The following is a 7,777-nucleotide window of genomic DNA, read 5'->3' on the forward strand; positions in this document are numbered from 1 at the left end:
GGGCCCCGCCCCCCGTTTCCGCCCAGGTCACGCAGGGGCGGGGCCCCGTCCGGGGCTCGCCGCGCTTGGGGCCTGGCCGCCGGTCGGGCGGCCGAGGAAGGCCACGAGCCGGTCGCCGGGGCTGGACCGGGGCGGGACCTCCGCCGGCGGGGCGAACCTTGCGGGACGGTCGAGGTCGGCGACCACCAGCGGGCAGAGTTCGAGGATCCCCTCGGCCAGGCCGGGCGGGATCGGCCGCTCGTGCCCGCAGGAGCGGGCGACGTCCCAGCCGTGGACGGTGACCTCCAGGGCGCCGGCGCCGGTGAGGACACCGGTGGGGAGCGGGCAGTCGGCGATCATGACGAGGGTGATGGCGCTCTCAAGGAGCACGAACCCGTAGGCGTCCCTGGCAGCATCAGTACTGGCAACCAGGGGCCGACCGCTCAGCCCTTTCCGAGAGATGTCAGGAGTTCCGTCGTGATCATCATTTCCGGTTGGCTGTCGGTGGATCCGGACGGCCGCGACGCCTATCTGGCCGGCTGCCGGAAGGTCGTCGAGGCGGCCCGGGCCGCGCCGGGCTGCCTCGACTTCGGGCTGGCCGCCGATCTGATCGAGCCGGACCGCATCACCGTGTACGAGCGCTGGGAGACCGACGAGGCCGTCGAGCGGTTCCGCGGCGACGGCCCGGAGCCGGAACAGGCCGCCCGGATCCGGGACGCCGACGTGAAGCGCTACCGGATCTCCTCCGTCGAGGCCCCGTAAGGGATCGTGACGGGCGCCGGGGCGGCCGGGTGCGCGAGGCGTCCCGGCCACCAGATGCGGGGTCCGGCGTCCAGCGCCAGGGCCGGGACCAGCAGCGACCGGACGATGAACGTGTCGAGCAGCACGCCGACCGCGACCAGCGCGCCGAGCCCGGCCATGAACGTGATCGGCAGGTTCATCAGCACCGAGAAGGTCGCGGCGAGCACCAGCCCGGCGCTGGTGATGACGCCGCCGGTGGTGGTGAGGCCGCGCAGCACGCCCGTCCGGTGGCCGGACGCGAGCGCCTCCTGACGCACCCGGTGCATCAGGAAGATGTTGTAGTCGATGCCGAGCGCGACCAGGAAGATGAAGCCCAGCAGCGGGGTGGAGTTGTCCAGCGCGTCCACCCCGAGTGGGCCCTTCAGCAGCAGCCACGCGGCGCCGAGCGCCGCGAAGTACGACAGCACGATGGTGCCGAGCAGCAGCACGGGCGCGGTGACCGCGCGCAGCAGCAGGATGAGGATCGCCAGGACGACCAGCAGCACCAGCGGGATCACCAGCAGCCGGTCGCGGGACGCGCCCTCCGAGCCGTCGAGCGCCTCCGCGGTGGGCCCGCCGACCACGGCGTTCGCGCCCTCGACGGCGTGGACGGCGCCGCGCAGGCGTTCCACGGTGCGTTCGGCGGCGGCGCTGTCGGCCGCGTCCCGCAGCGTCACCGACACCTGGACGAGCGCGCCGTCCCGGGAACGTCCGCCCTCCTGGACGGCGGCCACCCCGGGCGTCGACCGGGCCGCGTCCATCACCGGCCCGGCGGCGGCCGCGGCGGCGATGACGTCGGCCGGCGCGGACGACCCGGCCGGGTAGTGCGCGGCCACCAGCCGCTGCCCGGCGACCGACTCGGGCTCGGTGCGGAACATCTCCGCCTGCGACGGGCCGATCCGCAGCGTCCCGGCGATCAGGCCGAGGCCCGCGAGCCCGGCGGCGGTGGCGATCCAGTAGGTGCGCGGGCGCGCGGAGATCGACGCCGCCACGCCCGCCCAGACGCGTCCCTGCCGGGCCGGGCCGCCGGGCCGGGGGACGAACGGCCAGAAGATCCACCGCCCGAAGACCACCAGCAGCGCGGGCAGCAGCGTGATCATGGCGGCCAGGCCGCACAGCACGCCGACGGCGCCGACGCCGCCGAGCCCGCGGCTGGAGTTGATGTCCGCGACGAGCAGGCACAGCATCCCCGCGATGACCGTGGCGGCGGACGCGACGATCGCGCCCCGCGACCGGCGCAGCGCCGCCGCCATCGCCTCGTGCCGGTCGGCGTGCTCGTGCAGCTCCTCCCGGTAGCGGGCGATGAGCAGCAGCGTGTAGTCGGTGCCGACGCCGAACACCAGCACGGTCAGGATCCCGGCGCCCATGCCGTCCACCGGCATGCCGGCGTGCTTGCCCAGCAGGTAGATGAACGCGTTCGCGACCTGGCTCGCCAGCGCGACGCTGAGCAGCGGCAGGATCCAGATGATCGGGCTGCGGTAGGTGAGCAGCAGCAGGACGGTGACCACCGCGACGGTGGCGAGCATCAGCTTGGCGTCCAGGGTCGTTGAAGACCTCGACCTCGTCGGCGGTCTGCCCGGCCGGCCCGGTCACCTTCACCTGGAGCCCTGTGGGGGCGCCGGCGTGCGTCAGGTCCCGGATGCTCTTGACCTTCTCGATGAAGCCGTCCTCGGTCAGCGGCATGGCGACGGTGGCCAGCAGCGCCTTGCCGTCGGACGACGGGCGCACGGCGGGCGCCCGCCGGTCGGCGGCGTAGGGGGCCAGGGCCCGGCTGTCGCGGTCGGCCTTGGCGCGGTCGGCGGGCGTGACGCCGCCGTCGCGGGCGTAGACGACCACGGCCGGGACGGGCTTCTGCGAGCTGAACCGCTTCCGCAGCTCGTGGTGCTCGGACGTCTCGGCGCCCCGGGCGAAGTTGAAGGTCTCGTTGTCCTCGACGTCGCCGACCTTCCCCGCGAGCGGGGCGGCGGCGAAGAGGATGCCGATCCACGCCAGCACGACGAGCCATTTGGCGCGCCGCCCGGCGGGCAGTGCGGCCACGCGGCCGAGCCGGCCGCGCAGGCCGGGGTCGCGGTCGCCGCCGCGCAGCGCGCTTCGCGTTGCGTCGGGAAGCATGAAATGCTGTCCTTCCTGGGAGTACGTACCGTGACGCACGCGGCGGACACGGCCCGTCCGGGCCCGGCGGCGTGGATGTGGCGTCCAACGCCGGGCCGCGACAAGGCCGGATGCCGGGTGCGGGAGTGCTTCCGGATCGGGCCGTCGGGTGGCCGCCCGACGGCCCGCCTCTCATGGGCGCCGCCCTTGAAGGGCGCCGCTCATGGGGTGCCGCCCGCTCAGGGGGCGGCTGCGGGGCCGCTCACTCGATCTCCCGCATCACCCTTTCGATGGACGTCATCCGCTTCTGCAGATCGGCGAGGCTCTCGCTGATCCGCAGCAGGTCCTCGCGGGTCTCCATCTCGGTGGTGATCGACCGCTCGGCGAGCTTGCGGTACGCCTCCTCGCGGGCGAGCTGCACCTTCGCGCGCCAGGTGGCGAACACCTGCCAGATCAGCACGATCGCGACCGCGCCGACCACGATGAACAGCACGCCCCCGATGAGGACCTCCGCGACGTCGTCCTCCATCAGTCGCTCCCTTTGCCGTCGTCGCCGCCCACGCTCTTGACGGTGAGCGTCCGCACCGCCTCGCCGATCCGATCCGGATCGAGCCGCAGCACGAACGGCACCACCTCGAAATACCGCATTGCCTTCCCGTCCTCCGAGACCTCCAGCGAGCTGCGCACGAGCCCGGCGGCCTCTAGCCGGCTCAGGTGCACGCGCAGCAGCGGACGGCTGATCCCGACCTGGCGGGCCAGCTCGCTCACGTACCTGCGGCCCTCGCCGAGAGCGGCGAGGACCCGCAGCCGGTGCGGGCTGGCCAGCGCCGACAGCGCCAGCAGCAGCTCGTCTCCCGTGCCGCCGGCCAGGTCGGTGTCAACTACTTCATCCATGTGAAAACAAAAACTATCACGTGAAACAAGAAAGCGGGCCCTCCCCCAGTGGAGGTCTGGGGGAGGGCCCGAGGGAGACAGTGCACCCAGAAGCCGGTTTCCGGGGCGCTGATCACGGGTGCCTGGCGGCTCCCGTCATCAAATCTGCTCCCACAGTGCCGGCACATTGGCCGGAGTCCAACCGGGCTGCGCCTGGTGGGCCTGGATGCAGCGGTACTGCGCTCCGTTGTAGGTGACCGTGTTCCCGACCTGGTAGACGGTCCCGACGGCCCAGGTGCCCGTCGGCGGGTCGCCCGGGTCCGGCGGGTCCGGCGGGTCAGGGTTCTGGCCGCCACCGGTGTAGAGCGTCAGGCCGTAGACCTGGAGGATCTCGTTGATCGGCTGGTAGAACGTCGTCCCGCCGCTCCTGCAGTTGCCCGAGCCGCCGGACGTCACGCCCTGCGCCTGGGAACCGGAGATGTACGAGCCGCCGGAGTCACCGGGCTCGGCGCACACGGTCGTCCGGGTCACCCCGGTGATGGTGCCCTCGGGGTAGGTGACGCTGGTGTTGTGCTGCGAGATCGTTCCGCAGTGCCAGCCGGTCGTGGAGCCGGAGCGGCACACGGGCTGGCCGACCTGGGTGACCGTCGAACCGGCGACGCTCGGGTCGGCGACCTTGCCGTAGCCGTTCACCTTGTTGGTCACGGTCCACTGGCTGTTGGCCGACACCCAGGCGTAGTCGTTGCCCGGGAAGCTGGAGCCCTGGAAGCTGCCCAGCGCGACACGGTTGTGCCCCTGGACGGCGGTCCCGGCCCGGCCGCAGTGCCCGGCGGTGGCGAAGCCGTGCGTCGTGCCACGCATGATCGGGAAGCCGACCGAGCAGCGTCCGCCCATGTAGTAGGCGTCGCCGCCGCGGATGTCGTAGAACGTGCGCGGCTTGACGTTCGAGCGCTGGATGGACACCTTGTCGAGGCTGACCCCGACCGCCTTGACGAGAGCACGTGCCTTGGCGGGAGCGGAGCTCTGGAGCACGACCTTGTTGCTCTGGACGTCCACGAACCACACCGGGGTGTGGGCCGGGCCGTTGTACTGCATGGCACGATCCAGCTGGGCCTTCGCGGCTTCGAGGTCGGCAAGGCTGTACTTGACGATCTCGGCGCGAGCGCCGTGGGCTGCGATCTCGGCGGCCTTGGCGGGGTTGGTGGTGGCGACATGGAGCGTGCCGCCGGTCTTGCCCGTGACGTAGCTGCCGGAGTAGCTGCCGGCCAGCCGCACCTGGAGCTTCCCGGCCTTGGCGCCGGTGACGTCCTGGTTGGCGATCGCCTGCTTCGCCTCGGCCGCGGTGAGCCCGAGGTCCCGCTGCATCGCCTGCAGCATGCCGGCGGGCACGCTCGCGGCGAACGGCTTGGCGTAGGAGCCGGGGGGTAGCTGGTAGGAGCCTGGCGGCTGGGCCGTCGCGGTGCCCTGGATGCCGGCGAGGCCCAGCGCGCCGACGGCGATTACGGCGACCCGAAGGCCGCGTCTGTGAGACATGGTCTCTCCTTGTGTGGGGGTGCGGCAAAGGTAGATTGTCTTTGCGCAGGTGAGAAAGCCTTTCCCCGTTGGTGATCTGGCGAGTTGTCGCCGGTGTCGGTCTCCGCCACCAATCCCACTTGCCCCCACCCGGCTATCCGGCGGAAAATCAAAGAACTCCATTTGAGTGCGCGACGAACACGCGCGGACGTGGAAGATGTGCGGTCGCCGCAGCCGCCCAGGCAAGAATTTGCGGGTTTCGGACGCGAGTTGGGCCCTGTCAGAGCAGGGTCGGATTAGGCGTGCCGCGTTTGATGGGGCTCAGAGGCTTGGCTCACTCACGCCTTTGATCCATAATCCGTGCATGTCTCCCGCGTCCGCCGCTACGGACGAGAATCCATTCGCGGCTCTCGGTATCACCAGACTGCAGCAGTCCATTTACAGTGCGTTGCTGCACAACCCCGGCACCACATTCAGTGAGCTGGCGGAGTTGTCGGACGAACCCCGCCCGCGGCTGGCCGGGCTCCTCAAGGAACTCGAAGCGCTCGGCATGATCGGGATCGACGCGTCCACCGAGCCGAAGTACTTCCCCTATCCGCCGGACGCCGTCGTCGAGGCGCTGATCCGCCAGCGGGAGACGGAGTTCATCCGCGCGCGCATCGAGGCCAAGCGGCTCAGCGGCGACCTGCTGGCCGCCGAGCAGCGCACCAACCCGCAGAAGCTCGTCGAGATCATCGACGGGATGGACGCGGTGGTGCAGCGCTACGAGCAGGTGCAGCGCAGCGCGGTGAAGCACGTCAAGGCCATCGACAAGCCGCCCTACGCCGTCGACCCGAAGGCCCCGAACGAGGTCGAGCGCGAGCAGATCGGGCACGGTGTGGAGTACCGCGTCATCTTCACCCCCGACGCGCTCGCCATCCCCGAGAAGCTGGAAATGGCCCGGCAGGACGCCGTCATCGGGGAACGCGCCCGCGTGCTGGAGAGCGCCCCGACGAAACTCATCATCGTGGACGACGAGATGGCGCTGATGCCGCTGCGCGGCGACGATCCCGGCATCAGCGCCGTGATCCGCCCCTCGACGCTCCTCGACATTCTCATCAGCGTTTTCAACAACCTGTGGGAGCAGGCCACCCCGCTGCACGGCGACAACGAGACGGGCGACGTCTGGCCGCGGCTTTCCGAGGCCGACCGGCACCTGCTCACGCTGCTCGCCGCCGGGCTCAAGGACGAGGCGGTGGCCCGCCATACCGGAATGGGCGCCCGCACGGTGAGCAGGCACGTCGCCCGCCTGCTGCGCACGCTCAATGCCCGCACCAGATTTCAGGCGGGAGTCCACGCCGCACGCCGCGATCTGGTCTGACGGCCCGGCAATAGAGCTCCCGATGGGCGCGGTAATGGCCGTCGCCCATTTTCCGGCCCCCGCGCCGTGGTAACGGCCGTTGTCCCGCCATGTGAGCTGTTCGGTGAGATTCCCAGAAATGGTGGTCTCGGCGCCGCTGAACAGTGAATTCCGTGCGGGCCGCGGCCGGCTCGCGGCGGGGACGCGTCCGGGCCCGGTGCCAGCCCACACCGGGCCTGGACGCATGCCTCCCGTCAGGCCGCCGTGGCGGCCGGGGTGTAGTGGGAGGCGTCGTCGCCCTCCACGATGTAGCTGCGCCGCCCGTCGGCACCGACCGGGACGTCGCCCGCGACGGTGACGCGGTGCAGCAGGCGCGGCAGGTCGCCGTAGTCGTCCGGCGCGTAGTGCTGGGTGTTCCGGTTGTCGAACACGACCAGGTCGCCCGGGGACCACACCCAGCGCACGACGTTCTCCGGCCGGGTGACGTAGGTCTGCAGGATGTCGAGGATGGCGCGCCCCTCCCGCTGGGACGTCAGCCCGACGATGCTCTGCGCGAACCCCCCGATGAACAGGTTCCGCTCGTCCGACTCGGGGTGCAGGCGCACCACCGGGTGCGCGGTCTTCCAGGTGCGCGACAGGAACACCTTGCGCTGCTCGGCCGCCTTCGCGGGATCGACGCCGCTCGTGCCGGGCCTGACGTAGTCGTGGTCGTTGGTGTGGACGGCCCAGAGCCGGTCGGCGAGTTCGCGCAGCTCACCCGGCAGGTCGAGGTAGGCGGAGGCGGTGTTGGCGATGAGGGTGTCGCCGCCGTAGGGCGGGACGACCAGGGCGCGCAGCGTGCTGATCTTGGGCGGGGTGCGGACGAAGGTGACGTCGGTGTGCCAGTGGTTGGCCCGCGCCAGCTCGCTGTCGACCGGCAGGACCTCGGGCCGCCCGGCCACGGCGGGGACGGTGGGGTGCGCGCCGGTGAGCGCGCCGAACCGGGCGGCGAAGGCGACCTGGTCGTCGTCGGTGAGGTCCTGGCCGCGGAAACCCAGGAGCTTGTGCTCCAGCAGCGCGGCGTGGATCTCGCCGAAGATCGTGTCGGACAGGTCGCGCACGTCGACACCGGTGACCTCGGCGCCGATGCGCCCGCCGATCCTGCGGACGTCGAAGACGGACATGTATCCACCTCTTCTCGTGAGGGGCGTGCGGGGAAGGAGG

8 protein-coding genes and 1 pseudogene are annotated in these 7,777 nt (G+C 71.4%); 2 read left to right on the forward strand and 7 right to left on the reverse strand.

Annotation, left to right across the window (positions count from 1 at the left end):
- Positions 1–27: 27 nt before the first annotated feature.
- Positions 28–369, reverse strand: coding sequence for a hypothetical protein (locus E1264_RS44090; RefSeq protein WP_165964572.1), 342 nt, complete (start codon positions 367–369; stop codon positions 28–30).
- An 87-nt stretch (positions 370–456) separates the two neighbouring features.
- On the opposite strand from E1264_RS44090, the gene E1264_RS37070 reads away from it, so the two are divergent.
- The gene (locus E1264_RS37070; protein WP_132181292.1) at positions 457–741 is read left to right on the forward strand and encodes an antibiotic biosynthesis monooxygenase family protein; all 285 of its coding nucleotides are present in this window, start codon (positions 457–459) and stop codon (positions 739–741) included.
- Here the strand turns inward: E1264_RS37070 and E1264_RS46110 are convergent.
- From E1264_RS46110 to E1264_RS37095, 5 genes and pseudogenes are all read right to left on the reverse strand, one after another.
- Positions 711–2,285 carry an MMPL family transporter gene (locus tag E1264_RS46110; protein ID WP_132181294.1) on the reverse strand — a complete coding sequence of 525 codons (1,575 nt, stop codon included), beginning with the start codon at positions 2,283–2,285 and terminating at the stop codon, positions 711–713. The two genes, E1264_RS37070 and E1264_RS46110, sit on opposite strands and share 31 nt — an antisense overlap.
- A 79-nt stretch (positions 2,286–2,364) precedes the next feature.
- Positions 2,365–2,871, reverse strand: a pseudogene (locus tag E1264_RS46115) (hypothetical protein); the annotation flags it as partial.
- A 241-nt stretch (positions 2,872–3,112) separates the two neighbouring features.
- Positions 3,113–3,379: a hypothetical protein gene (locus tag E1264_RS37085; RefSeq protein WP_132181296.1), complete on the reverse strand. Its 267-nt coding sequence runs from the start codon at positions 3,377–3,379 to the stop codon at positions 3,113–3,115.
- Positions 3,379–3,744, reverse strand: coding sequence for a winged helix-turn-helix domain-containing protein (locus tag E1264_RS37090; protein ID WP_132181298.1), 366 nt, complete (start codon positions 3,742–3,744; stop codon positions 3,379–3,381). The genes E1264_RS37085 and E1264_RS37090 overlap by 1 nt, the downstream gene beginning before the upstream one ends.
- Positions 3,745–3,882: 138 nt before the next feature.
- Positions 3,883–5,256, reverse strand: a complete 1,374-nt coding sequence (locus E1264_RS37095) for a carbohydrate-binding protein (protein ID WP_132181300.1) — start codon at positions 5,254–5,256, stop codon at positions 3,883–3,885.
- Between the two features lie 343 nt (positions 5,257–5,599).
- Here E1264_RS37095 and E1264_RS37100 point away from each other — a divergent pair, with 343 nt between their 5' ends.
- Complete coding sequence (locus E1264_RS37100) at positions 5,600–6,595, forward strand: helix-turn-helix domain-containing protein (protein ID WP_165964573.1); 996 nt, start codon at positions 5,600–5,602, stop codon at positions 6,593–6,595.
- Between the two features lie 233 nt (positions 6,596–6,828).
- Here the strand turns inward: E1264_RS37100 and E1264_RS37105 are convergent, their stop codons facing one another.
- A complete protein-coding gene (locus E1264_RS37105) occupies positions 6,829–7,737 on the reverse strand; it encodes a TauD/TfdA family dioxygenase (protein WP_132181304.1) in 909 nt (302 codons plus the stop codon).
- Positions 7,738–7,777: the final 40 nt, after the last annotated feature.

Source organism: Actinomadura sp. KC216 (assembly GCF_004348535.1).
GTDB lineage: Bacteria > Actinomycetota > Actinomycetes > Streptosporangiales > Streptosporangiaceae > Spirillospora.

What these genes read in the sequence shown, in the direction of transcription:
- E1264_RS46110 (WP_132181294.1), bottom strand. Translation starts at nt 2,285, where the DNA reads ATGCTCGCCACCGTCGCGGTGGTCACCGTCCTGCTGCTGCTCACCTAC.
- E1264_RS37085 (WP_132181296.1), bottom strand. Translation starts at nt 3,379, where the DNA reads ATGGAGGACGACGTCGCGGAGGTCCTCATCGGGGGCGTGCTGTTCATC.
- E1264_RS37090 (WP_132181298.1), bottom strand. Translation starts at nt 3,744, where the DNA reads ATGGATGAAGTAGTTGACACCGACCTGGCCGGCGGCACGGGAGACGAG.
- E1264_RS37095 (WP_132181300.1), bottom strand. Translation starts at nt 5,256, where the DNA reads ATGTCTCACAGACGCGGCCTTCGGGTCGCCGTAATCGCCGTCGGCGCG.
- E1264_RS37100 (WP_165964573.1), top strand. Translation starts at nt 5,600, where the DNA reads ATGTCTCCCGCGTCCGCCGCTACGGACGAGAATCCATTCGCGGCTCTC.
- E1264_RS37105 (WP_132181304.1), bottom strand. Translation starts at nt 7,737, where the DNA reads ATGTCCGTCTTCGACGTCCGCAGGATCGGCGGGCGCATCGGCGCCGAG.